General features: G+C 50.5%; 19 protein-coding genes. All 19 read left to right on the top strand.

Going from position 1 to position 25,567, the window contains the following annotated elements; all coding sequences use genetic code 11:
- The 19 genes from Q7T66_RS03080 to Q7T66_RS02990 all read left to right on the top strand — a co-directional run bounded on the left by Q7T66_RS03080 (position 1) and on the right by Q7T66_RS02990 (position 25,379).
- On the top strand, positions 1–366 hold the full coding sequence (locus Q7T66_RS03080) for a response regulator (protein ID WP_304931826.1): 366 nt from the start codon (positions 1–3) through the stop codon (positions 364–366).
- Between the two features lie 50 nt (positions 367–416).
- Positions 417–2,567 (top strand): chemotaxis protein CheA, encoded by a 2,151-nt coding sequence (gene cheA, locus Q7T66_RS03075; RefSeq protein ID WP_304931825.1) that lies wholly within the window; start codon positions 417–419, stop codon positions 2,565–2,567.
- Between the two features lie 14 nt (positions 2,568–2,581).
- Positions 2,582–3,073 carry a chemotaxis protein CheW gene (locus Q7T66_RS03070; RefSeq protein WP_304931824.1) on the top strand — a complete coding sequence of 164 codons (492 nt, stop codon included), beginning with the start codon at positions 2,582–2,584 and terminating at the stop codon, positions 3,071–3,073.
- A gap of 127 nt (positions 3,074–3,200) precedes the next feature.
- On the top strand, positions 3,201–4,076 hold the full coding sequence (locus Q7T66_RS03065) for a CheR family methyltransferase (protein WP_304931823.1): 876 nt from the start codon (positions 3,201–3,203) through the stop codon (positions 4,074–4,076).
- A gap of 10 nt (positions 4,077–4,086) precedes the next feature.
- The gene (cheD, locus tag Q7T66_RS03060; protein ID WP_304931822.1) at positions 4,087–4,698 is read left to right on the top strand and encodes a chemoreceptor glutamine deamidase CheD; all 612 of its coding nucleotides are present in this window, start codon (positions 4,087–4,089) and stop codon (positions 4,696–4,698) included.
- 42 nt (positions 4,699–4,740) lie between these two features.
- Positions 4,741–5,817: a chemotaxis response regulator protein-glutamate methylesterase gene (locus tag Q7T66_RS03055; protein WP_304931821.1), complete on the top strand. Its 1,077-nt coding sequence runs from the start codon at positions 4,741–4,743 to the stop codon at positions 5,815–5,817.
- Between the two features lie 145 nt (positions 5,818–5,962).
- A complete protein-coding gene (cheY, locus tag Q7T66_RS03050; RefSeq protein ID WP_304931820.1) occupies positions 5,963–6,361 on the top strand; it encodes a chemotaxis response regulator CheY in 399 nt (132 codons plus the stop codon).
- Positions 6,362–6,401: 40 nt separating this feature from the next.
- Positions 6,402–7,028 (top strand): protein phosphatase CheZ, encoded by a 627-nt coding sequence (gene cheZ, locus Q7T66_RS03045; protein ID WP_304932316.1) that lies wholly within the window; start codon positions 6,402–6,404, stop codon positions 7,026–7,028.
- A 63-nt stretch (positions 7,029–7,091) separates the two neighbouring features.
- Positions 7,092–8,300 (top strand): EAL and HDOD domain-containing protein, encoded by a 1,209-nt coding sequence (locus Q7T66_RS03040; RefSeq protein ID WP_304931819.1) that lies wholly within the window; start codon positions 7,092–7,094, stop codon positions 8,298–8,300.
- Positions 8,301–8,454: 154 nt separating this feature from the next.
- Positions 8,455–9,630 (top strand): flagellar biosynthesis protein FlhB, encoded by a 1,176-nt coding sequence (flhB, locus tag Q7T66_RS03035; RefSeq protein WP_304931818.1) that lies wholly within the window; start codon positions 8,455–8,457, stop codon positions 9,628–9,630.
- Positions 9,631–9,638: 8 nt separating this feature from the next.
- On the top strand, positions 9,639–11,723 hold the full coding sequence (gene flhA, locus Q7T66_RS03030) for a flagellar biosynthesis protein FlhA (RefSeq protein WP_304931817.1): 2,085 nt from the start codon (positions 9,639–9,641) through the stop codon (positions 11,721–11,723).
- Positions 11,720–13,027, top strand: a complete 1,308-nt coding sequence (gene flhF / locus Q7T66_RS03025) for a flagellar biosynthesis protein FlhF (protein ID WP_304931816.1) — start codon at positions 11,720–11,722, stop codon at positions 13,025–13,027. Before flhA ends, flhF begins: the two co-directional genes overlap by 4 nt.
- Positions 13,020–13,835: an antiactivator of flagellar biosynthesis FleN protein gene (locus Q7T66_RS03020; protein ID WP_304931815.1), complete on the top strand. Its 816-nt coding sequence runs from the start codon at positions 13,020–13,022 to the stop codon at positions 13,833–13,835. Before flhF ends, Q7T66_RS03020 begins: the two co-directional genes overlap by 8 nt.
- A gap of 3 nt (positions 13,836–13,838) precedes the next feature.
- A complete protein-coding gene (locus tag Q7T66_RS03015; RefSeq protein WP_304931814.1) occupies positions 13,839–14,570 on the top strand; it encodes an RNA polymerase sigma factor FliA in 732 nt (243 codons plus the stop codon).
- Positions 14,552–15,292: a flagellar motor protein gene (locus tag Q7T66_RS03010; protein ID WP_304931813.1), complete on the top strand. Its 741-nt coding sequence runs from the start codon at positions 14,552–14,554 to the stop codon at positions 15,290–15,292. Before Q7T66_RS03015 ends, Q7T66_RS03010 begins: the two co-directional genes overlap by 19 nt.
- A gap of 27 nt (positions 15,293–15,319) precedes the next feature.
- Positions 15,320–16,096 carry a flagellar motor protein MotD gene (motD, locus tag Q7T66_RS03005; RefSeq protein ID WP_304931812.1) on the top strand — a complete coding sequence of 259 codons (777 nt, stop codon included), beginning with the start codon at positions 15,320–15,322 and terminating at the stop codon, positions 16,094–16,096.
- 52 nt (positions 16,097–16,148) lie between these two features.
- Positions 16,149–16,892: a hypothetical protein gene (locus Q7T66_RS03000; RefSeq protein WP_304931811.1), complete on the top strand. Its 744-nt coding sequence runs from the start codon at positions 16,149–16,151 to the stop codon at positions 16,890–16,892.
- A 372-nt stretch (positions 16,893–17,264) separates the two neighbouring features.
- Positions 17,265–19,004, top strand: a complete 1,740-nt coding sequence (locus Q7T66_RS02995; protein ID WP_304931810.1) for a ShlB/FhaC/HecB family hemolysin secretion/activation protein — start codon at positions 17,265–17,267, stop codon at positions 19,002–19,004.
- 63 nt (positions 19,005–19,067) lie between these two features.
- Positions 19,068–25,379: a hemagglutinin repeat-containing protein gene (locus tag Q7T66_RS02990; RefSeq protein ID WP_304931809.1), complete on the top strand. Its 6,312-nt coding sequence runs from the start codon at positions 19,068–19,070 to the stop codon at positions 25,377–25,379.
- Positions 25,380–25,567 lie beyond the last annotated feature (188 nt).

Genomic DNA, 25,567 nt, shown 5'->3' with positions numbered 1-25,567 from the left:
ATGGCAAAGACAATATTGGCGGTCGACGATTCTGGTTCATTGCGGCAGATGGTAGTTTTCAGCCTACGCGCTGCGGGCTATCAGGTCACCGAAGCAGTGGATGGGCAGGATGGACTCGATAAGGCGCAAGCACAAATTTTTGATCTGGTTTTGACCGATCAAAACATGCCGCGCATGGACGGTTTTTCACTGATCCGTGCACTGCGCGCCTTGCCTACATATCAGAAGATACCGATTCTGATGTTGACGACAGAGTCCAGCGATGAAATGAAAGCCAAGGGACGGGCCGCAGGTGCAAATGGCTGGTTGGTCAAACCGTTTGATCCGCAACGCTTGACCGAGGTCGTGAAAAAAGTCATAGGCTGACACGCGATGCGCGTCAGCATCATCACGAGCACAGATAACGGAGTGGAATAATGACCATCGATATGAGTCAGTTCTTCCAGGTGTTTTTCGACGAGACCGAAGAACTGCTGGCTGAGATGGAAAAATTGCTGTTGGCGGTTGATGTATCTGCTCCGGATGCGGAGGACCTGAACGCAATTTTCCGTGCTGCGCACTCTATCAAGGGTGGAGCTGCCACGTTTGGCATTACCGATCTGACAGAAGTAACGCATGTGCTGGAGACTTTGCTCGATAGAATTCGCAAAGGTGAAATGGCATTGATGGCAGAACACGTCGATGCATTTTTGTCGGCAAAAGATATTTTGAAAATGCAGCTGGATGGACATCGCTTGCACACGCCAGTCGACCTCGATGCGGTTGCTGAAGTTCGCATGCGCTTGGAGGCCTTGTCGCAGGATGAAGTTGTTGCGCCGGTAAAAGCACCGGTTGCACCCGCAGGATCAACTGCCAATTCGGCATCGCGCACAGATCGTCGGTTCCGTATTGAGTTGCCGCAAGTGCCGCCGCGCGATGTTGAAGCGCTTGCTGCAGAGCTGGGTTTGCTGGGTGATATCAGTCAAGGCCTATTGCCGGATCAACGTGCATTTTTTATTCTGAGTACGCACGAAGGCCCCGACGATATTATTGCGATCTGCTCGTTTATTCTTGATCCGCAAGACCTCAAAATTATTGAAGAGTCTGTGCCGAAATCCGCCGGTACCAAGCTGTCTATCGATGAGCGCAGTCAAGCTGAAGCGGAGCAGGGTTTTGGTTTCTTTGAACCGCTGCACTCGGAAATTGCGACCAAAGATCAAGAAAACGAGCAGGGCTACGGCTTCTTTGCGCCATTCGTGCCTTTAGATATTCCTGCACCTGCCGCAGCCAAGACCACAGATTCTGAAGATGACGAATCCGATGATCACCATCACGCTGCAGTTGTAGCTGATAAAAAAACAGTCGTTAAACGCGAAGCAGATAAAGTTGTAAACAGTGCTGAATCATCGTCGATACGCGTCAGTATAGAAAAAGTTGATCAACTGATTAATCTGGTCGGCGAACTGGTAATCACGCAGGCAATGATTGAGCAGCGTACCGACTCCCTCGATCCTATGCTGCATGAGCGTCTGCTAAATAGCGTGACGCAACTGACACGCAATACGCGCGATTTGCAGGAAGCTGTGATGTCCATCCGTATGATGCCTATGGATTATGTGTTTTCACGTTTCCCTCGCATGGTGCGCGATCTCGCGGCCAAGCTCGGCAAGAAGGTTGACTTTGTAACGCATGGTGCAGCGACTGAACTCGACAAGGGTTTGATCGAGCGTATCGTCGATCCTTTGACCCATTTGGTACGTAACAGTATTGATCACGGGATTGAAATGCCGGAAGTACGCGCGGCTGCGGGCAAAGCGCCAGCTGGCCAGCTTTCACTTTCTGCCGGCCATCAAGGTGGCAATATCATCATTGAAGTGAGCGATGACGGCGGTGGATTAAACCGTGACAGAATTCTCTCCAAGGCCAAGCAGCAAGGCATGGATGTATCTGATGACATGCCGGATGAAGAAGTCTGGCAGCTGATTTTTGCGCCGGGCTTTTCGACTGCAGAAGCGGTAACAGATGTGTCCGGTCGTGGCGTCGGTATGGACGTCGTCAAGCGTAATATCACTGCGATGGGCGGTGTGGTCGACATTCGATCCAGTAAAGGTTTCGGTACGACGATTTCGATTTCATTGCCTTTGACGTTGGCGATTCTCGATGGCATGTCGATCAAGGTCGGTGAAGAGATTTACATTCTGCCCTTGGGCTATGTCGTGGAATCCCTGCAGCCTGAACCAATCGACGTGAAGGAAATTAGCGGGCAGGGTACAGTGGTCAAGGTACGCGGCGACTATTTGCCGCTGATACCGTTATATAAAATGTTTGGCATAGAACCACGTTTTACCAACCCGTCGGAAGGCATCGTCGTTATTCTGGAATCGGAAGGACGCAAGGCAGCTTTGTTTATCGACGATCTGGTCGGACAACAGCAAGTCGTGGTGAAAAATCTCGAATCGAATTATCGCAAGGTGGCAGGCATATCTGGCGCCACAATTCTGGGTGATGGCGGTGTATCGCTGATCATCGATGTAGCAGCATTACTCCGTTCAAGCCGTCAGTTGAACGATGAATCCATTTATTCCTGAAGAGGAGAATCCCCATGATTCACAATGTAAAAGACAATACGACAGGCGCTGAAACCGGCAATGAATTTCTTGCCTTTACCTTGGGCAAAGAAGAATACGGCATCGACATTTTGAAAGTGCAGGAAATCCGCGGTTATGAAGCCGTGACGCGGATTGCAAACGCGCCTGAATTCGTCAAAGGCGTCGTGAACCTGCGCGGCATCATCGTGCCTATCGTTGACATGCGCATCAAGTTCAATCTGGGTGAACCAACCTACGATCAATTTACAGTCGTCATTATTTTGAATATCAGCGGACGCGTGGTTGGCATGGTGGTCGATAGTGTGTCCGATGTAATTACTTTGTCGCCGGAACAAATCAAGCCGGCACCGGAAATGGGCACCGCTTTCAATACCGATTATTTGATTGGCTTAGGAACGCTGGATGAGCGTATGCTGATTTTGGTCGACATCGATAAATTGATGTCTAGCGAAGAGATGGGTTTGATCGAAAAAATTGCGGCCTGAGCATAGGCAGCAGCAAGATTTAAATTAAGAATATTCAAAAGCGACTGTGCAAAACAGCGGATGAAGTTTTTGGAGACGGCGTATTCAGTATGATCGATACGCATAAGGTGAAAAGGAAATCAGCAGTATGAAACCGAATTCTCAAGCAAGATCAGAAGGCTCCAAAGAGTTCGAGTTCACGGCACGCGACTTTGATCGGGTGCGTTCGCTGATTTATAAAAAGGCAGGCATCGCCCTGGCCGAGAGCAAGCAGGAAATGGTCTATAGCCGTCTGGCGCGTCGTTTGCGTGCGACCGGCATAGGATCATTCGTCACGTATCTGGATAAGCTGGAACAAGGTGGCGATGCGGAAGAGTGGGAGGCATTCACCAATGCCTTGACGACGAATCTCACGTCATTTTTCCGTGAGGCGCATCACTTCCCGATTCTTGCCGAGCATCTGAAAAAAATTAAAGAGCCGATCGAAATCTGGTGCTCTGCTGCGTCTACCGGCGAAGAGCCGTATTCAATTGCGATGACCGCTTGCGAGGCGTTCAATACCTTGACGCCGCCGGTACGCATTATTGCGACCGATATTGATACCAATGTATTGAACACCGGCGCTAACGGCGTTTATTCGATAGACCGACTCGACAAAATGTCGCCGGAACGTGCCAAGAAATTTTTCTTGCGTGGCAAAGGTGAGCGCGAAGGTTTGGTGCGCGTGCGCCCAGAACTGCGCCAAATGATCACCTTCAAACAAGTGAATCTGCTAGCCGACAATTGGGGCATCAACACACAATTCGACGTGATATTTTGTCGTAACGTGATGATCTACTTTGATAAGCCTACACAAGGAAAAATTCTGGATCGTTTCGCCCCATTGATGAAACCCGACGGCTTGTTATTTGCCGGCCACTCCGAGAATTTCCTGTACGTGTGCGATGCGTTCAAGTTGCGTGGCAAAACAGTCTACGAACTGGATCCAGAGAAAAAAGCGCGCGCACAAATGCGTCGGGCATGAGATAGAACTTATGAACGAATTAGCCAAAGAACATTTCGCCACTAATGTCTATTACGACCGAACCTTCGATCGCGATGCGGCAAAAATTTTACCGGGCGAGTATTACTACACCGGCAAGGATATGTTGATCGTCACGGTGCTCGGCTCATGTGTATCAGCTTGCATACGCGATCGCGTAACCGGTGTCGGCGGCATGAATCACTTCATGTTGCCGGATGGCGGTGGCGATGCGGATAGCCCGATTTCTGCATCTGCGCGCTATGGCACTTACGCGATGGAAGTCTTGATCAATGATTTGCTGAAGGCGGGTGCCAAGCGTGAAAATCTTGAAGCCAAGGTATTCGGCGGCGGTGCTGTACTGCGTGGATTTTCATCCCTGAATGTGGGCGAACGTAATGCCCAGTTCGTCCGTGATTTTTTGAAGGTTGAAAACATTCGCGTAGTCGCTGAGGATTTGAACGATATTCATCCTCGCAAGGTTTATTACTTTCCGCGTACCGGCAAAGTGCTGGTCAAGAAACTCAAACAATTGAATAACAATACTCTGGTCAATCGCGAACAGGATTACGCCAACCGTCTGCAGAATAACAAAGTCGCAGGCGATATCGAGTTGTTTACCTGATTACATAGACTTCAATAAAAATAGCTTTACCAAGGTGACGGTATGAAAATAAAAGTATTGATTGTGGACGACTCCGCGTTGATCCGCAGCGTGATGAAAGAGATCATCAATAGCCAGCCCGATATGGAAGTTGTCGGCGTAGCGCCCGACCCGATCGTGGCTCGTGATTTGATCAAGCAAACCAATCCTGATGTACTGACGTTGGATGTCGAGATGCCGCGTATGGACGGTCTCGATTTTCTTGAGAAGTTAATGCGTTTGCGTCCTATGCCTGTCGTGATGGTGTCGTCCCTGACTGAGCGTGGCTCGGAAATTACTTTACGCGCGCTGGAATTGGGCGCAGTCGATTTCGTGACCAAGCCTAAGATGTCTATTCAAAGCGGCATGCTGGAATACACGGAAATGATCGCGGATAAAATCCGTGCTGCATCGAAGGCGCGTATCAAACCGCGTCAAATTCAATCAGCAGATTCGGCTAATGTTGGCGAGCGTGCGTTGCCGTTGATACGCAATCCACTGACCAGTAGTGAAAAGTTGATCATCATTGGCGCATCTACCGGCGGTACTGAAGCAATCAAGGATTTCCTGATGCAGATGCCTTCCGATTGTCCGGGTATTTTGATCACGCAACACATGCCGCCAGGTTTTACCAAGTCGTTCGCACAGCGCCTCGATAGTTTGTGCAAGATCAGCGTTAAAGAATCCGAAGGTGGCGAACGTATTTTGCCTGGTCACGCCTATCTCGCGCCTGGTCATTCGCATTTGCAATTGGTGCGTAGTGGTGCCAACTACACGACACAAATCGATCAGGGACCGCCAGTCAATCGTCATCGTCCGTCGGTTGATGTGCTGTTTCACTCGGCTGCGGTGCATGCGGGTAAAAATGCTGTAGGTGTGATTCTTACTGGCATGGGTAAAGATGGTGCACTAGGCATGCTGGAAATGAAAAATGCAGGTGCTTATAATTTTGCGCAGGACGAGGCATCTTGTGTTGTGTTCGGTATGCCGCGCGAGGCGATCGCGGTTGGTGCGACGCATGAAGTAGGACCTTTGCATTCATTGCCGGGCATGGTTTTAGGTTATCTTGCAACACATGGCAGCCGCGCCTTGCGTGTATAAGCAAGGTATGTTGTTGCCGTGGTGGAAATCTTCCATCTCTGAGGCATCATCAGTGCATAATAGTAGTGTTCGAAAGAGGGCGAATTGCAAGTTCGTCACTCTCTTTCAAGATCGATAACGATTCAAAGAATTAATGGAGTAATTCATGGCAGGTCCAAATACCAAATTTTTAGTCGTCGATGATTTCTCAACGATGCGTCGTATTGTCCGCAATCTTTTGAAAGAATTGGGCTATACCAACGTTGATGAAGCGGAAGATGGCGCTATGGCGCTGGCCAAGCTGCGTAGCGAAACTTTCGATTTCGTCGTATCCGATTGGAATATGCCGAACATGGATGGTCTGACGATGTTGCAGCACATACGCGCCGACCCAGCATTGTCCAAATTGCCGGTGCTGATGGTGACGGCAGAAGCGAAAAAAGAAAACATCATCGCAGCGGCACAAGCCGGCGCGAATGGTTATGTCGTGAAGCCGTTCACCGCCGCGACTCTGGACGAAAAACTCGCGAAGATTTTCGAAAAACTGGCTGCTGCCGGAGCATAAGTTGAGCACGAATTTACGTGCAGATGTAGCGCCTTCCGATATGACCGGTGGCGGCGTGGATATTTCGCATGACGAAGTATTGTCGCGCGTCGGTCACATGACACGCTCCTTGCACGACAGCTTGCGTGGTCTGGGCTTCGATCAATTGATCGCCAGCGCATCGCACGATATTCCTGATGCACGTGATCGTTTGGATTATGTGGCGCGCATGACGGAGCAAGCGGCGCAACGTGTGTTGAATGCGACGGAAGCGGCTGGTCCGCTGCAAGATCGTATTCAAGCCGACGCTGTCAGCATGGCGAGCGAATGGCAACAGACTTTGCAGGGTGCTTTTTCAGAAGAAAAATACCGGGCGATGGCTGCGCGTACCGTCGCTTATCTAGATCAGACCCAAGGCGCAACCGCGGAAACCAAGCAGCATCTGATGAATATCATGATGGCGCAGGATTTTCAGGATTTAACAGGGCAGGTCATAAAAAAAGTAACCGAGTTGGCGCACGGTCTGGAGCAGCAATTGCTGCAACTGCTGGTTGATTATGCTCCGCCAGAAATCAAGCGCGAAGTGGATACCGGTTTGCTGAACGGACCGCAAATCAATCCGACTGGCAACGATGTTGTTGCCAGCCAGGCGCAGGTAGATGATTTGCTCGATAGTCTGGGGTTTTAATACACAGAGTTAGCATTTTCTGCGGCTCTTTTTGTTTTAGTTTTTTCCTTTCTCATCGCCTCCATGTCTGAAAATAAATTCATTGTTCGAGAACCGCTCTTGAGTGCGGCACAGCAAATCGTTGGCTACGAACTTCGTTGGGATGGACACGCGCATGGCGACGGCATGGCTAGCGACGAAGATTTGCTGGAACTGGCGACCTTTGCAGCGGAACAACTGAACAATGATGATTCTGGTTGGCTGCTGAACGATAGTGTCTTGTTTCTGGAAGCGACCCCGGCGCTGATCACTTCGCCAGTAGTGCAAAAACTGCCGGCAAAACACGTGGTCTTTCGTTTGACGGCAGCCGATCTGGCCGATGCCGATACCCAAAAAACAGTGATCGAATTGCGCCAGCAAGGTTATGGGATTTCCTTGTGCAATGCTGAATCAGTGGGGCCGGACAGCCCGCTGTTGGCAATCGTCAGCCATGTCGAAGGCAAGCTGGGTGGGGAAGGCGCGTTTGCCAGCACCGATAATGTTAATGGCAAACCGTTACCAGTCAAGGTCGCACGTCATATCGCTGATTGGCAGGAATACGATGCATGCGTGAAGGCAGGGCTGCAGACATTTATCGGCAATCTCTATCTGACTCCGCGTCCAAGCATAGAGAAGCAGGGTTTGAATTCAGCGCAGACCATCATTGTTCAGTTGATGCAGATGGTGCGTAAAAATGCCGATGTGCGTGAGTTGGAAAACGTCCTCAAACGCGACGCAACCTTGTCATACAAACTATTCCGTTATATCAACAGCGTCGGCTTTGGCTTGGGTGCAGAAATCCAATCCTTGCGTCATGCGGTCACGATGCTGGGTTATTCGCCTTTGTATCGCTGGTTGTCCTTGTTGCTGGCAACCGCCAGTACGAATAGTCATTCTGCCGTCCTGATGCAAACCGCGATTGTGCGTGGCCGTTTTGCAGAGTTGGCCGGGCAGGGGATTTTGCCTCAGCAAGAAGCTGAAAATCTGTTTGTGGTCGGCATGTTTTCTTTGCTCGATAAACTGCTCGGTATTCCGATGGAAGAAGTTCTGGAGAAAATCCAGTTGTCCGAATTGGTGTCGCAAGCCTTGCTGACACGTGAAGGCATGTACGGCCCATTCCTGGCATTAGCAGAAGCTTGCGAGCCAGATAATGGTGATATCAGCGCATTGGCGGACTCCTTGTTCCTCAACGCCCGGCAGGTCAATGAGGCACATCTGGCTGCCTTGGCATGGGCGCAAGCCATCAAAATCTAAGTTGTTTCCACATATACCCGCGCGGCAACACTTAAAAAGCGGGTATTTCCCAGCCTATTCCCTAGATCAACTAAAAGCTTTCTAGCCAATAATCGACTCATTGGTCCGTATGGCGTCGTCTTGAACGCCGGTCGGACTGGCTCAGGAGTCGGCTTTGGCTGAAGAAAGTGATCTCGAAAAGACGGAACCCGCCTCACCGCGCAAGCTGGAACAGGCGCGGGAGCAGGGTGACGTCCCGCGTTCGCGCGAGCTCGCAACATGTACCTTGTTGCTGGGCGCGAGTGCGGCTTTCTGGTTCACAGGCGGCCATATGGTCAATGAGCTCAACGGCGTGCTCGCATCCGGTTTGAGCTTCGACCGCGAGATGGCCTTCGACATGGAATTATTGCTCGCCAGTGCCGCCGCCAGCATTATCAGATTACTCATCGCATTTGCACCAGCGGCCTTGATCTTGATCGTGGTCGCTTTGGCGTCGCCGATGCTGATTGGCGGTTGGTTATTCAGCGCCGAAGCTTTACAACCGAATTTTGGCCGCATGAACCCGATCAAGGGCATCGGTAATATGTTTTCTACCCGTTCTGCGGTCGAGTTGGGCAAAGCAATCGGCAAGACCGTATTGGTCGGCTGGATCGCGTGGATGGTCATGAAGTATGAGATCGATGCAGTACTGGCATTAAGCGTAGAACCGCTGAAATCTGGTCTGGAACATTTGGGTCATTTGCTGCTGGTCAGCTTTGTCTTCATCGTCAGCGGCTTGATTATCATTGCGGCAGTCGATGCGCCTTATCAAATGTGGGCGCATGCGAAGAAACTGATGATGTCGCGTCAGGATGTGCGCCAAGAGTCGAAAGAGTCTGACGGTAATCCTGAAATCAAAGCCAAGATTCGCCAGCAACAACGTGAAATGGCACGTCGCCGCATGATGTCTGAAGTGCCGACTGCAGACGTGGTCGTGACTAACCCGACGCACTATGCCGTCGCACTCAAATATTCCGAAAAAGGCAATCGCGCTCCGATCGTCGTCGCCAAGGGCGCAGATGAAGTCGCAGCAAGAATCCGTGAGCTGGCAATGGAAAACAATGTCGTGATGATGGAAGCGCCACCTTTGGCACGTGCCTTGTTCCGTCATGCAGAACTGGGCGATGAAATTCCAGAAGCCTTGTATATCGCCGTGGCTGAAGTGCTGGCCTATGTATTCCAATTGCGCGCTTACAGCAAAAACGGTGGTTCACGTCCACAAAAACCTGGCGACATCGATGTGCCGCCAGAGCTTGATCCTCTTAATCCCGCTGCAGAAGATGCAGATACCAATGGCCTGCAAAATGGATAGTTTGAATCATGAATAGCCTGAAATTTCCAGCTTGGATGACTGGCGCTGGTTCTAAAGCCATCGCTGCACCGTTGATCATTATCATGATGTTGTCGATGATGATCTTGCCGTTGCCGGCGATCGTGCTGGACATCTTCTTCAGCTTCAACATTGCGCTGTCCATCATCGTATTGCTGACCGCCTTGTATACGGTCAAGCCGCTGGACTTCATGGTCTTCCCAACCGTGCTGCTGGTCAGCACGATGTTGCGTTTGTCCTTGAACGTGGCTTCCACGCGCGTGGTGCTGACCGAAGGTCATAACGGTCCGGACGCGGCGGGTAAAGTGATTGAAGCCTTCGGCCACTTTTTGATCGGCGGTAATTACACCGTTGGTATTGTTGTGTTCGTGATTTTGACCATCATCAACTTTACCGTGGTGACCAAAGGTGCCGGCCGTATCGCTGAAGTGGGCGCACGGTTCGCACTGGATGCGATGCCTGGTAAGCAAATGGCGATTGACGCCGATTTGAATGCCGGTTTGATTGGTGAACAAGATGCACGTTTGCGTCGTACACAAGTTGCGCAAGAAGCGGAATTCTACGGCGCGATGGACGGTGCGAGTAAGTATGTGCGTGGTGATGCGATCGCCGGCATTATCGTTACTGTCATCAATATTGTTGGTGGCTTGATGGTCGGCATGATCCAGCACGATATGGCATTTTCTGCCGCGCTGGAAAACTACACATTGCTGGCAATCGGTGATGGTCTAGTCGCACAGATTCCTTCTCTGATCATTTCTACTGCGGCAGGTATCGTGGTGTCGCGCGTCGCCAGTGAACAAGATATCGGCGGCCAATTGGTTGGCCAATTGTTCGCCAAGCCACAAGTGTTGTACATCACTGCAGCCATCATCGGCGGCATGGGTTTGATCCCAGGTATGCCACATTTTTCCTTTCTGTTGCTGGCTGCTGGGATGGCCGGTGCCGCTTACATGATTTCGCAACGGGCGTTGAAGGCGCCAGAAGTCGAGCCTGAAGTCACCGCGCCGCCACCAGCACCTGAAGTCGAAGAAGCCACTTGGCAAGACATCGTGCAAGTCGATACCTTGGGTCTGGAAGTTGGCTATCGCCTGATTCCGTTGGTTGATAAATCACAAAGCGGTGAGCTGCTGCGTCGCATTAAAGGGATACGCAAAAAATTCGCACAGGAAGTCGGCTTCCTGTCACCGCCCGTTCATATTCGCGACAACCTTGAGCTGAAACCATCGGCATATCGCATCACGCTAAAAGGCGTGGAAGTCGGTAGCGGCGAAGCACACGCTGGCCAGTTCCTCGCGATCAATCCAGGCATGGTGAGCGGTACTTTGCCAGGTCAAGCTACCAGCGATCCAGCTTTCGGTTTGCCGGCAACATGGATAGATGCAGGTTTGCGCGAACAAGCACAAGGCATGGGTTACACCGTGGTCGATGCCGGTACCGTGGTCGCAACACATTTGAATCATTTGATCACTACGCACGCAGCTGAATTGCTCGGTCGTCAGGAAGTGCAGCAATTGCTCGATCATCTGACCAAGGAAACTCCAAAGCTGGTGGAAGACCTGGTGCCAAAATTGATTCCACTTTCGACACTGCAAAAAGTTTTGCAGAATTTGTTGATCGAAGGCGTGCACATCCGTGACATGCACACCATCATCGAAACCATGACCGAGCACGCCAGCTTTACCCAAGACGTCAACGAGTTGACCGCGCTGGTGCGCGTCGCTCTTGGTCGCGCGATTGTGCAGCAGCTCTTCCCATCGACGAATGAATTGTCGGTGATGACTTTGGATAATCGACTCGAGCGTTTGTTGACACAAGCTTTGAGCGCAAGCGGTCCGGAAGGCGCTGGCATCGAGCCAGGCTTGGCCGATACGATCGCCGCGCAGGCAGAAGCCGCGACGCGTCAACAAGAGCAATTAGGATTAACGCCAGTACTGTTAGTGCCGGCACAGTTAAGGGCATTGCTGGCGCGCTTCCTGCGCCGTGCAATACCGCAGTTGAAAGTTCTTTCGCACGCAGAAGTGCCCGATTCAAAAACGATCAGAGTTACTAGCTTAGTTGGAGGCCAGGTATGAATGTCAGAAAATTTACAGCAAGCACGTCGCGCGGCGCATGGAGTTTGGTGCGTGAAGCATTGGGTCCCGACGCCGTCATTCTTTCCAACCGAGCAGTGGCAGATGGTGTCGAGATTCTCGCGCTGGCTGGCGAAGACATGGCCTCGCTGGCGGAGCCTTTCGTTGAGAAAACGATTTCAGAAAACACCTTGGCTGCTTTGTCACCCAAGCAAAAACTGACGCATGCTCAGCCTGCGCCTTTGGCGATTCCTGCACTGGCACCGGCATTGCAAGCTGCACCCGCAGCGCCAGCGGCACAGCCGGTACAAGCTGCAATCGGTGAAATCAATGCCGCCGAGCTGCACGACGTGATGAAAGAAATTCGCTCCATGCGTGGCATGCTAGAAATGCAATTGGCCGAACTGGCATGGACCGATCAGCACAAACGCGAACCAGCAAAATCCAGCGTCTTGCGTGAAATGCTGGCCGCTGGCTTTAGCGCCAGTTTGGCGCGTTATCTGATTGAAAAAATGCCTGCCGGTTCCAGCAAGGACAGCGGCATGGAATGGATCAAGAGCATCCTGACGCGTAATCTGTCGACCATCGGTAATGAAAACGAGATCCTTGAAAAAGGCGGCGTGTATGCATTAGTCGGTCCTACCGGCGTCGGCAAAACCACGACGACTGCAAAACTGGCAGCACGTTGCGTAATGCGTCACGGCCCAGGCAAACTCGCACTGATCACTACCGACGGCTATCGTATCGGCGGCTACGAACAATTGCGCATTTACGGCAAAATCCTCGGCGTCATGGTGCACTCGGTCAAAGACGAAGCCGACCTGCGTATTGCACTCGATGAACTCAAAGGCAAACATACCGTGTTGATCGATACCGTCGGCGTTAGCCAACGCGATCAAATGGTGGCAGAACAAATCGCCATGCTGAGCGGTGCTGGTAGCCAAGTCAAACGTCTGCTGTGCTTGAATGCGACTTCAACCGGCGAAACACTCAACGAAGTAGTCCGTTCTTACATGGGCGATGGCCTCGCGGGCTGCATATTGACCAAATTAGATGAAGCTGCAACCATTGGTAGTGCACTAGATGTAGTCATTAGACAGAAATTGAACTTATACTACGTAGCTAATGGGCAACGCGTGCCGGAAGACCTGCACGTCGCGAACCAACAGTACTTGGTTGACCGTGCATTCAAGCTCAAGCGCGAAACGGCACCATTCCAGTTCAACGACGCAGAAATACCTTTGGTAATGGCAAATACAGCAAGAGCAATGAACGACAAAAGTTTGCGTGAGGTGATTCTTGGCTAGTTTCGAATGTGATCAGGCAGAAGGTCTACGGCGCATGCTCGCCGGGCCCAAGCCGCGCATTTTTACATTTTTATCTGCGACTTCGGTTGCCGATAAAAGTGCAATGCTGGTCAATTTGAGCGCGTCACTTGCTTCAAGCGGCAGCGATGTCGTGCTACTGGATGCGTGTATATCGAAGGATGGCATCACACGTCGCATGGGCGTCGAAGTCCAGGCGACCTTACTGGATGTCGCACGTCAGCAGCGTGCATTGAATCAGGTTGTACAGGCAATGCCGCAAGGTTTTGGCATTGCGTCACTGACTAGCGGCTCGGTACATTTAGCGACGCGTGACGCTGATGAACTGCGTCGTTTGTCGAATGCCTTCGGCGTATTGGCTGCGCAATCTGACGTCTTGGTCGTCGATGCAGAGCTGGACGAAAGTGATAATTTCACGATTCCCGGTATGGCAAGCGGTGACATCGTGATTCAAGTCGCACCCGGCGCGGCTTCGATCAAGGAAGCGTATTCACTGATCAAACGCCTCAACACACAATTAGGTCGCCGACCTTTCGGCATTCTGGTCACAGGCGCCGATGAGCGCGAGGCCGAAGTCGTCTATCAAAACATGGCGCACGTCGCCAGCCGTTATTTAGCGGTACAACTGCATTCCATAGGTTCAATTCCATCGGACGAAAGCACAACGCGCGCTGCACGTTTAGGTCGTGCCGTGATTGATGCATTTCCAATGGCTGGCGCATCGGTGGCGTTTCGCCGCTTGGCAGAACGTTTTACGTTGTCCGCCAATGGCGTCAAGCTTGGAGCTTGATTGATGTACACCGCAGAAGGAAAATCGGATAGGGATCACCTGGTAAGCGAGCACGCACCGCTGGTCAAAAAACTCGCACATCAGATGAAAGCCAAGTTGCCTCCCAGTGTGGAAGTCGATGATCTGATTCAAGCCGGCATGATCGGTTTGCTGGATGCGGTCAGCCGCTACGAAGAAACCCATGGCGCACAGTTTGAAACCTACGCCGTGCAACGCATACGCGGCGCGATGCTGGATGAATTACGCAGCAGCGACTGGATGCCACGCAGCATGCGTCAAAACATGCGCAAGATCGAGGTGGCAATGAACAACTTGCAGCAAAAGTTGGGTCGTCCACCGAACGAAAGCGAAGTCGCCAAGCAACTCAAGTTGTCGCTCGCCGATTATCAGGATTTGCTCAGCGATGGTGGCGGTCATCAACTGGTGTACTACGAAGATTTTCACGATAGTGAAGACAACGAACATTTCCTCGATCGTTATTGCACAGATGAGTCGCCTGATCCTTTACAGAATTTGATGAACACCGGTTTCCGCTCGGCGGTGATCGCAGCCATCGAAGCATTGCCGGAACGAGAAAAAATCCTGATGAGTTTGTACTACGAACAGGAAATGAATCTGAAGGAAATCGGCGCCGTAATGGGCGTGACCGAGTCACGCGTATCGCAACTACATAGCCAGGCCATCGCCAGGATGCGTGCAAACTTGAGGGAGAAAGCGTGGACTGGGGTAGCTTAATTGGCGTCGCACTTGCTCTGGGTGGTTTGCTCGCCGGACAAATGCTGGAAGGTGGAAAACTCGGTTCGCTGATTCAGCCAGCCGCGTTCATCATCGTCGTGGTCGGAACCATAGGCGCCGTGCTTTTGCAAAGCGGCTGGCCGACTTTTGTGCGTGGCGTAAAAATGGTGAGTCGCGTGTTTGTTCCGCAAGACGATGACTACCCATCCTTGATGCGCGATATTACCAACTGGAGCACGATCGCACGGCGTGAAGGTTTGCTCAGTCTGGAGCGCGTCATCAAGGACGTAAAAGATCCATTTATCGCGCACGGTTTGCGATTGATAGTCGATGGCGTCGATCCACACAAACTGCGCGGCGTACTCGATATGGAAATCGGTGCGTACGAAACACGCGAACGTCTTGCCGTCAAAATATGGGAATCAGCCGGCGGCTATGCACCCACCATCGGGATTCTGGGTGCAGTTCTGGGTTTGATCCACGTGATGGAAAATTTGTCTGATCCTAGCCGTCTTGGTAGCGGGATCGCAGTGGCTTTCGTTGCCACGATTTATGGCGTGGGGTTTGCCAATCTGGTGTTCTTGCCTATCGCCAGCAAACTCAAGGCGCTAGTCGCTCGCGATATCTTCAAGCGCGAGATGCTGGCCGATGCATTCGCTGGTATCGCTTCCGGCGATAATCCGCGTTTGATCGAAGAGCGCATGAATATCTACCTGATGTAAATGCTTTCATCTTAAGTAGACACGCACATGGCCCGTAGAAAACACGAAGAAGAACACGAAAACCATGAACGTTGGCTGGTGTCTTATGCCGACTTCATTACCTTGTTGTTCGCCTCCTTCGTCGTCATGTACGCCATCTCTTCAGTCAACGAAGGCAAGTACCGCATTCTTTCTGATTCCCTAGGTATTGCGTTCGGTAGTGCCACACCTAAAACACCAGCATTAAAAGATCCCATCGAAGTTACGCGGCCATCGCTGAATACACGCCCGATTCCTACCCCTGCACAACGCACCAGCGACGCAGCAGTCAAGCGTGAAAAAGCGCAGATGACCAACATCGCGCGAGACATCTTGAAAGCGATGGCACCGCTAATCAGTCAAGGTAAAGTACGCGTCACGCAAACCAGCCGTGGCGTCAGCGTAGAGATCAATGCGAGCGTATTGTTTGCACCAGGCGAAGCCAAACTCAGCCCGATTTCGGAAAAAGCTCTGCGCGCAGTGGGTGAAGTATTGAACAAGGTCGACAACGATATTCAAGTCGAAGGCCATACCGATAACGTCCCAATCAGCAATGCCATATTTCCATCCAACTGGGAGTTATCCGCAGTGCGCGCGAGCAGCGTCGTGCGCTTGTTCCTCGACAATGGCATGGATGAAAAACGTCTGGTCGCGATGGGCCATGGCGCCAATCAACCAGTCGCCAGCAACGACACAGCAGAAGGGCGCTTGCGTAATCGTCGCGTCCAGTTGATGATTCTTTCGGGTTTGCCGGAAGTAGTGACTGAAGTCCCTGTCACTCCATAAAACGAATCATTTGATTGCTGCGTCACCTTCACAATTTTAGTTATAAAAATTCATGAGCATCATAGACAAAGCGCGATCAGATCGCAGAATCGTGGCACTCTCTGCACGCGTACAGCAACAACTCAAAATCAAGTTTAAGAAATCCGACGAGAGCGCGTGGCACACAACTATCAACGGCGATACGGCTGTCATCGCATACACAGCGTGCCGTCATCCAAGTGCTGCGCTAGCGCGCGAACTGTTACAGCTGAATCTGCAGTTGTCTGGCTATCGTCGCGTCAAGCTTGGTATCTCTTCAGTCATTGAAAATGATGTCATGCCGAATTTCATCAGCGTGCTCGATAACGAGCTGGTACGTCAAAAGTTGATCCCGCAATTCCTCGAGCTTGGTTTTGAATCCGAGCAGTTTTATTGCGACTCTGAAAAGAACACACGTGCCTATCTGAATCATGTGCTTACAGGCCCGCCAGAAAAATTTGCAGACGTCGTTCCCTTGTTTGTCATGCTGCTAAGCGTAAGCGATGCTTTGGCAGTCGACGCATATCACGAGGTCTACGATAAGTTTTTGCTCTTGAACAAAGGCACGTACGCCAAGCAACTGCTGACCATCGAACAATTAGTCAATGACTGGGGCAAAACGAAGTCGCTGGATCAAACCGATACCGTCAAAAAAATCCTGCTAACGATAGAACCAACAGCCAATTTCAGCTGGTTCGGCTTTACAGATGAAAGCGGATTTCCGGATCAGGGTTTCTTTGTTGATGAAGTATTTTCTGTTCGCTTGTTGCCGACTTGATAGGTGAGCAGTGTGCCATAAGGCCTTAAAACCAAAGAGCTTTTCTGCAATAGGCCAGTAACTCGTGTGTTCTGCTGTCATCCTCATTCAGGCTTATCTTCTTCCGTATCAAAGTCTTTTAATTAATAATTTTTGTTACGCAAACCTTTGTTTTATTCGCTAATTCAAAAAGTATTTGTAAGAAAAAGTGATTTAGCTTTTTCTATTTCCTGAGTTAACGCTTTCTGAACATGCAATAACAACAAACCTTACTTAAAACTTACATTCTTTTCAAATACCCCATGAACATGGCATGTTCTCGCATGCGATTCTCTATATGGTTGCTTTTTTATTAAGCACACTATCGGGGGCGGCTTTTAACGGTCGCAATAAATGCACAAGCAATTCGTTGTAAGTCCTTTCTTCCGCAAGTCGTTTTTTCCTTCAATTAGTTTGCTACTTAGTGGACTCTTCTTTACATCTTCTGTCTTCGCTCAAAGCTTCGCTACCGATGAACTAATCAGACAACAAGAACGTGAACGCCAATTACGTTTGCAGCAAGAGCAAACGCCGGACGTTCGTTTGCAAGCACCTGCGGCTACTCCTCCTGCCGCGGTTCTCTTGCCAGAAAACGAGTCTCCATGTTTTCAGATTAATCGCATCAAGCTGGTCGGTGATGCGGCTGATCAATTTCAATTCGCTGTGCAAAGCGTAGTAGAAGGCGACGATTCTCCGATTGGTAAATGCCTCGGTGCCAATGGCATCAACTTGATATTGACGCGCGCGCAGAATGCCATCGTTGCAAAAGGTTTCGTCACCACGCGGGTACTCGCTGCACCCCAAGACATCAAGTCAGGTGATTTAGCGCTGACCGTTATTCCAGGGCGCGTGCGTAATATTCGTTTCGCAGCTGATGCAGATATCAGAGGTACTAAATGGAATGCGATTCCGATTCAATCTGGCGACATTCTCAATCTGCGTGATATCGAACAAGGTTTAGAGAACTTCAAGCGCATTCCTACGGCGACTGCTGACATCAAGATTGAAGCTGCAGAAGGTGAAGGCGCAGAGCCTGGTCAAAGTGATCTCGTCATTTCCTATCAGCAGAGCTTTCCATTTCGAGTATCCCTATCCCTAGACGATTCAGGTTCCGAATCAACCGGTAAATACCAAGGCGGGCTGACACTGTCATATGATAACTGGTGGACGTTGAATGATCTGTTTTACATCAGTATCAATCATGATTTGGGTGGCGGTGACGCAGGTGCGCGCGGCACACGTGGTGGAACTGTTCACTACTCGGTTCCGTTTGGATATTGGACGCTAAGCACAACCGCTTCAAGCAATCGATATTTCCAAAGCATTGCAGGCTTGAATCAGAATTACGTCTATTCAGGTACGAGCAGTAGCAATGACCTCAAACTTTCTCGCGTGGTCTATCGCGATGCGCAACGTAAAACGACAGTGGCTTTGCGTGCGTATCTCAAAGAGTCCAACAACTACATTGACGACACCGAAGTAGAAACACAGCGCAGACGCACAGCAGGCTGGGAACTTAGTGTTGGACATCGTGAGTTCATGGGAGCTAATACGCTCGACCTGAATTTCGCCTATCGCCATGGCACGGGAGCATTTCAGTCTCTTGCAGCACCTGAGGATTTATTCGGAGAAGGTGCGTCGCGTCCACAAGTCTGGAATGCAGACGTATCTCTTTCTATTCCCTTTCAGATCGCACAACAAAACCTACGTTATCTCGGTGCATTCCGTGGGCAGTGGAACGATACGCCGCTGGTACCGCAAGATCGTTTTTCTATTGGTGGTCGCTATACCGTGCGTGGCTTTGACGGCGACATGATGCTGTCGTCAGATCGCGGTTGGACCTTGCGCAATGATGTTGGCCTCATCTTGGGTTCTAGCGGACATGAGTTGTACCTTGCGCTTGATTACGGCGAAGTCGGTGGTCAAGCCAGTCAGTACCTGATTGGTACACGTTTGGCAGGTACGGCGCTCGGTCTGCGCGGCAATCTACTTGGTGGTTCTTACGACATCTTCGTCGGCCAACCGATCAAAAAACCAGATGGCTTTAGAACGGCGAACACCACAGCAGGCTTCAGCTTGAATTGGTCGTATTAATCCGTTCGCTCCGATTCTTATCTATATCGATCTCATCTCCAACGCATCAATCATTAGGCAAACATGAACAAGAATCTATACCGCATTGTTTTTAATAAAGCTCGTGGCATCTTGATGGTTGTTGCAGAGAATGTATCGGCTCAAGGTAAAGGTGATGCAGATCCAGTAGCGTCTATCGTCGTTAAGCAAGCAACATATTCACAGTGTATGCAGATGAGGTTAATTTCATTTGCTGCGAAACTTGCTGTCGGCATCATGACGATGGTGACGCCATTGGCGCACGCGCAGATCATCGCTGATCCGAATGCGCCCGGCAATCAACGTCCAACTATTCTTGGCACTGCAAATGGTCTGCCCCAAGTCAACATTCAAACACCGTCTGCGGCTGGTGTTTCGCGCAATACGTATAGCCAGTTCGACGTACAAAGCAACGGTGCAATTCTTAATAACAGTAGAACGAATACACAAACGCAGACGGGTGGCTGGGTGCAGGCCAATCCTTGGTTGGTCGGTGGCGCCGCACGCGTGATTCTGAATGAGGTTAACTCTAGTAATCCAAGTCAGCTACGAGGTTATATCGAAGTCGCCGGACAACGCGCTGAAGTCATCATTGCTAACCCGGCAGGTATTCAAGTCAACGGCGGCGGTTTCATCAATGCCGATCGCGTCACGCTTACAACGGGGACTGCTGTCGTGAATAGTGGCTCGCTCGATAGTTACCGTATCCCTAAAGGCTCCATCAGTATCGATGGCCTTGGATTGGATACTCGTACTGCGAACTACACTGATATTCTTGCCAGATCAGTTCAGCTCAACGCAGGTATCTGGGCGAATCGCTTGAAAGTCATTACTGGTGCGAATGAAGTCAGCAGGACAAGCACGGACTATCCGGGAGATGTCTCGCAAGGTGTCACTCCGATCGCCGGCACTGGTCCAACTCCGCAATTTAGTCTTGATGTTGCTGCGATAGGTGGGATGTACGCGGGTCACATTTATTTGGTTGGTAGTGAGAGTGGATTAGGTGTGCGCAACAAGGGCACAATTAATGCAGCAGGTGGCAATCTCGTTCTGCTCTCTAACGGCCTATTGACGAATGAAGGCGCGATCCAGGCAGCATCGTCTAATGGTAGTGGCGGAAACATAAAAATAGATACAGCCGGCGGAATAAGTAACGTCGGTGCAAATGCAGTTATTAGCGCACAAGGTCAAGCGTCAATCGTAACCGCAACTGGTGTTCTTAACGAAGCCGGTGCAAAGGTCGAGGCTGGTTCATCGCTCGCTATCACAGCAGGCGCTATAGACAATGCAGGAAAGTTGGCAGCAGACGATACTATTACTATTACTATTACTGCTGACGATATTGGAAATGCAGCTACTGGTGAGATGGTTGGCAATACGATGAAGGTCTCAGCCACGAACAGTTTGACTAACCGTGGACTGATCGATGGTAGTGCTGTGTTATTAAAGGCAGATGCGCTCGACAATATTGGCACTGGCCGTATCTATGGTGATGACCTCGGTATTGCGGCTAATGTTCTGAACAACGATTCAGAAACGCTCAGCGGCGTTCGTTCAGATGCGGGAATTGCGGCACGTCAGAGATTGGATATTGGTGTTGGTACTTTGAACAATCGAAATGGCTCTTTACTTTTTAGCGCTGGTATCGGGGCGAATGCTCTCAACATCGGCGGCAGTTTGGATGCACAAAATCAAGTCAATGGCACGGCAGGAACCATCAACAATGCAGCAGCTACTATCGAATCGAAGGGAGGCGCAAATATCTCCGCGCTCCAGATTAACAATATCAATCCCGATTTTAGTATTCGGACCGATACAACTAACCAAGCCGCCTCTGCTTATTACATTCGTCTGGGTGGAACTAGATACCTGGAAAGCAATACTGGACGTTGCTTTCGATGTGCCTCAGATAGGAGTGATTCCGGCGACGTTGGTCTCCCGCGGTTGGAATACGTTGCTCCTAGCAGTCAGTATCCGTTTGAAGCCGGTTACTCTAAGGTCCCTTATCAGCTAACAGCCTATGAGGACACTCCAGAGGGCGACGTTGTTAGCGTAAATTACTCTTATCCTGCAAACAGCAATGTATGGACACTTTTTAATGTGCCGGTGGGTGATCAGGCGCAGTTAAGAAATCGGCTTATCAGTTACAACCAGAACCTGATCTCCCGTTCTTACCGTGACTTTTATCATATATGGGTAACAAGTACGCAGACGGTGCAGACCGTCGTCGATAACGCTGGTGCACCAGGACGCATTGTCTCTGGAAGTGGGATGAAGCTCTCGGGTGGTTCCATCCTTAACGACAATAGTCAGATCTTAGCCGGCGGAAATCTAGACATCACTGGCAGTAATTTGACTAGTACTGAGACTTCGGGGCACCGTCAAGTCACCGATCTCGGCACGTTCCGGGGGGATACCGTGGAATATTCACCCTACCGACTACGAGCTGGATATTTCGGTACTGGAAGCTATGTCTATGTCAGCGAGAGTGTTACCACCAAACTCGATACCTCGCTTGCCACCGGCAACACTAGCGTTTCTGGAACAGGCACCCAACTCGCGAGCCATACTGCACCTAGCAGCAGTCTCATAATTCTTAATCCAGATGCTAACGACAGTCATATTTACAAAGGCGATCCACGTTTTAATAATCAGCAGCAATGGCTCTCGAGCGATTACATGCTGCAGGTATTAGCGACCGATCCAAACACGATTCAAAAACGTTTGGGCGATGGCTTCTACGAACAAAAACTCATACGTGAACAAGTAGCGCAACTCACTGGACGCAGATTCCTTGATGGCTATTCCAGCGACGAGGCTCAATACCAGGCACTGATGCAATCAGGTGTGACCTATGCTCAGAAGTGGAATCTCGTTCCGGGAATAGCACTTACGGCAAGTCAGGTAGCGCAGCTTACTAGCGATATAGTTTGGCTTGTTGCGCAAGAGGTTGTACTGCCGGATGGAACCAAGACTACTGCGCTCGTGCCGCAAGTTTATGCGATGCCTAAGACGGGAGATCTTGCTGCAAACGGTTCCTTGCTGGCCGGTCAAAACGTCAACATCCAACTTACTGGTGATCTTAAAAACTCTGGAACGATTGGTGGGCGTAACGTCGTGCAAATCAATGCAGACAATGTGCAGAACTTGGGCGCCATCGGGGGTAAGACAGTCAGTGTGGCTGCTCAGCAGGATCTTGTTAACCTTGGCGGTCGCATTATCGCTGAAGATAATCTCACTGCTACGGCAGGTAGAAATCTGACTATACAAAGCACGACTAGCACGGGATCAGCATCTGCTGGTCTGTCTAGCAGTAGTCTTACCCAGGTTGATCGTGTCGCCGGACTCTACGTCACTGGAGATAAGGGTATTCTTGTTGCCAGCGCTGGTAACGACTTTAGTGTGCTGGCAGGTGTTCTCTCAAGCACGGGAAGCATTCAAGCTACTGCTGGCAACAATGTTAGCCTCGGGGCTGTAGATACTGGATACAAGAGTGACCTAACAGCTAGCGCGCGGAACTATATACGCGAGTCTGGCACGCAGGAAGTTGGTAGCCAGATCATTTCAGGTAACCAGACTACTTTGATTGCTGGCAAGGACTTTAATGCGCGTGCTACTACTGTTAATGCCACCGGCGATTTGGCACTCAGTGCTAGTGGCGATATCAAGATTACGGAAGGCCGCAGCACTATTCAAAGCGATGAAGCCCGCTATGCTACGAGTTCAGGTTTCCTCTCCAAATCGAGTACCGAAAGTCGCAGTCAAAGCCAGAGTGATAGTGCAATCGGTAGCAGCATTGGTGGCAAGACCGTAACTCTCGCCTCGGGTGGTGACACTCTTATCCGAGGGTCCAATGTGGTCGGTGACAGCGACACCGTAGTGGTAGCCGGACGTAATCTGAACATCGAAGCTGCGACCAATACAAGTCAGGCCAGCAGTTTCAACGAAACGAAGAAGAGTGGTCTTTTCAGTAGTGGTGGATTAAGTATTACATACGGTAGTCAACAACTAAGCAGCGACCAGAAAAACACCCGCACTGGATCTGTAGGCAGCACGGTCGGTAGTGTCGCTGATGACGTCAAGCTAGTGGCCGGCAACCAGTACAAGCAGGTTGGTAGTGATGTCGTTGCGCCAGGTGGTGATATAGCCATTGCTGCTAAAACTGTCGACATCGTCGAAGCAACAGATAGCTACACTACCACCACAGAGCAACGTTCTAAACAAAGCGGACTGACTCTTGCTCTTACCAACCCTGTCATTACCGCAATGCAAACTGTAGCCCAGATGGTGGACGCAGCCGGCAATACCAGTGATGGACGCATGAAGGTACTCGCCGGTGCAGTCGCAGGCCTATCGGTAAAAAATGCTGCCGATGCTATCCAGGCAGGTCAAGGTAAAACCATCAATGGCAAAGACAATCAGATAGCAACCGGTACGAACAAAGAAACCGGCGAAACTACAAGCCGCGACGCCAACGCGGCTGACCAAGCAGGGGGCATCAATTTAAGTTTAAGCATTGGTGCCTCCAGCAGTTCTAAAAAAACCGTTCAAAGCGGGTCGCATGCCACAGAGTCTAATGTTGTTGCCGGCGGTGACATCATCATTAAGGCAGCAGGTGCTGGCCAGGATTCCGATGTCACGATTCAAGGCTCAAACATCTCTGGCAAAAACGTCACGATCCAGGCGGATGACAAGATCAACTTGCTGGCTGCCATTAACACTGCAGAGCAGCATAGCGACAACAAGTCCGCCAGCAGCAGCATTGGGATTAGCTTCGGCACAGATGGTTTCATGATCAACGCCAGTGCCAGCCAAGGTCGTGGCAATGCCGACGGCAGTGATGTCAACTGGACCAATACGCACGTCACTGCAGTTAATCAACTGACGCTACAATCCGGCGCAGATACCAATCTAATTGGCGCTGTTGCGACCGGCAAGCAAGTTACTGCCGATATTGGCGGCGACCTTAATATCCAAAGCCTGCAAGACACAAGCCAGTACGACAGCAAACAAAAGGACATGGGAGGTGGTGTCTCCATTGGCTTTGGCGTATGGAGTGCGAGCGTCAACTTCAGCAAGAGCAAGGTCAATTCTGACTATGCCAGCGTAGTGCAGCAAAGCGGCATCAAGGCAGGCGACGACGGTTTCGACGTGAAGGTTGCGGGCAATACGGATCTTAAGGGGGCCGTGATTGCTAGCACCGACAAAGCCGTTGAAGAGAACAGGAACAGCTTCAGTACTATCCAGCTCACCACCACCGATATCGACAACAGGGCGGATTACAAGGCCGATTCCTTTGGTGTTGCGCTCGGATACGGCTCTAGCGCAGGCACACCCAAACTGTCCGGTGCTGGCATCGGAAAAGACAGCGGTCATGCCGAAAGCACTACCACATCAGGTATCAGCGCCATCGCCGGCAACAAGGATGTGCGCTCTGGTGATCCCGAAACCGGTATCGCAAAAATATTTGATGCGGATAAGGTTCAGAAAGAAATCAATGCACAGGTGCAGATTACTCAAGCCTTTAGCCAGCAGGCCAGCAAAGCTGTGGCTGATTATGTTCAGACAGAAAGAAAAGAATTAAGAGAGCAACTCCGGAAAGCGACAGGGGATGAAAAAATAGTCATTGGCAAACAGCTTGACGATTTATTGTTGCAAGAACGCGTCATGAATATATTAATTGGTGCCGTGACCGGGATGGGTGCTTCAGCGCTAACTAAGGAATCTTTGTCGATAGCTGCCGATAAAATGCGTGAAATCACGATAGAAAATTCATTGAAGTTCAAAGGGATTGTGGATGGGGGCGAAACGTTCACCAATTTCTTGAAAGGAAAGAGTGAAGGGATACGTGGTGATGGACAAGGAACTGGTGGGACGCGAGCGGATCTAGATAATATTTGCGGGAAAAACAACGAGCGGTGCGTTACAACAAAGGACTCGAATGGGATTGAGATTCTGGATTTGAAAGACGGGAAGGTACAGTGGAACAGGGAGGCGGTGAATGGAATGACACTTTTCCAATACCTTGATTCTACGGAAGGGCAGAAGGCTGCAGGTGCAACAGGTGGTATTCAAGGTTGGAAAGGAACATTGTTTGGTGAACCGTATGCCGCGGGGAGTTGGCAAGATAAATTGATAGAGTCTTTTGGTGGAACACATGATTTTTTGGGTGGACAGGTGACGGGACTGTACGATGAACAAGGGGATACGAAGCGTGGAAGAAGTAATGTACAGAAGGCATTTCATGAAACTTGGAGTGTCTTGGCAATCGTTCCATCTACGCCATTCGCGATGTCGGAACTATTGCCGCCAGAAGTGTGGCAAGCCATTTCTATTCTATTAAGGAACTCAAGATGAGATGGATAAGGTTAGTTATTGCTAACGTTTTAATTATTTTTTTGGCTGCCTGTGGTATTGGGGGTTACTGGATGAACGGTGATCCAAGGAGTGGGGAAAATATCAAGCCGTACAGAGACTATTGGGTTAAGCAATCCATGACAGAAGAAGGGAGGAAAGATGATTGGATTGGTTGTAGGGGGAAGGCT

The organism is Herminiimonas sp., assembly GCF_030655415.1.
This window is presented reverse-complemented; position numbering and strand designations above follow the sequence as displayed.